The organism is Holdemanella sp. DFI.5.55, from assembly GCF_020593575.1.
Classification (GTDB): Bacteria; Bacillota_I; Bacilli_A; order Erysipelotrichales; family Erysipelotrichaceae; genus Holdemanella; species Holdemanella hominis.
This window is the reverse complement of the sequence record NZ_JAJDMK010000488.1, coordinates 1-207: the sequence shown is the minus strand read 5'-3', so window position 1 is coordinate 207 and position 207 is coordinate 1. Positions and strand designations below refer to the sequence as shown.

Below are 207 nucleotides of genomic sequence, written 5' to 3'. Positions count from 1 at the left end.
CGGCAAGGTGAGCCCGGCTTGGTAATCAACCTGGGCAGTGATCATGATTTTCGTGATCTGAAAAAGCTGCTGGCCGATACCGACTATCAGTTTACGGAATTGACGGTTGGTGAAAAAGCCGTCACCGATGAAAAACCGGCCGATGGAGCAGCCAAAATGCCAGTGCATAAAGAAGCTAGCCGTGCGATTCAAAAGGAACAGCGTGAA

1 protein-coding gene is annotated in these 207 nt (G+C 50.2%); it reads left to right on the top strand.

The window, feature by feature from the left end; all coding sequences use genetic code 11:
- Window positions 1–18: 18 nt before the first annotated feature.
- On the top strand, window positions 19–207 hold a 189-nt coding region (locus LJE08_RS14915), incomplete at its 3' end, for a hypothetical protein (RefSeq protein ID WP_227403703.1).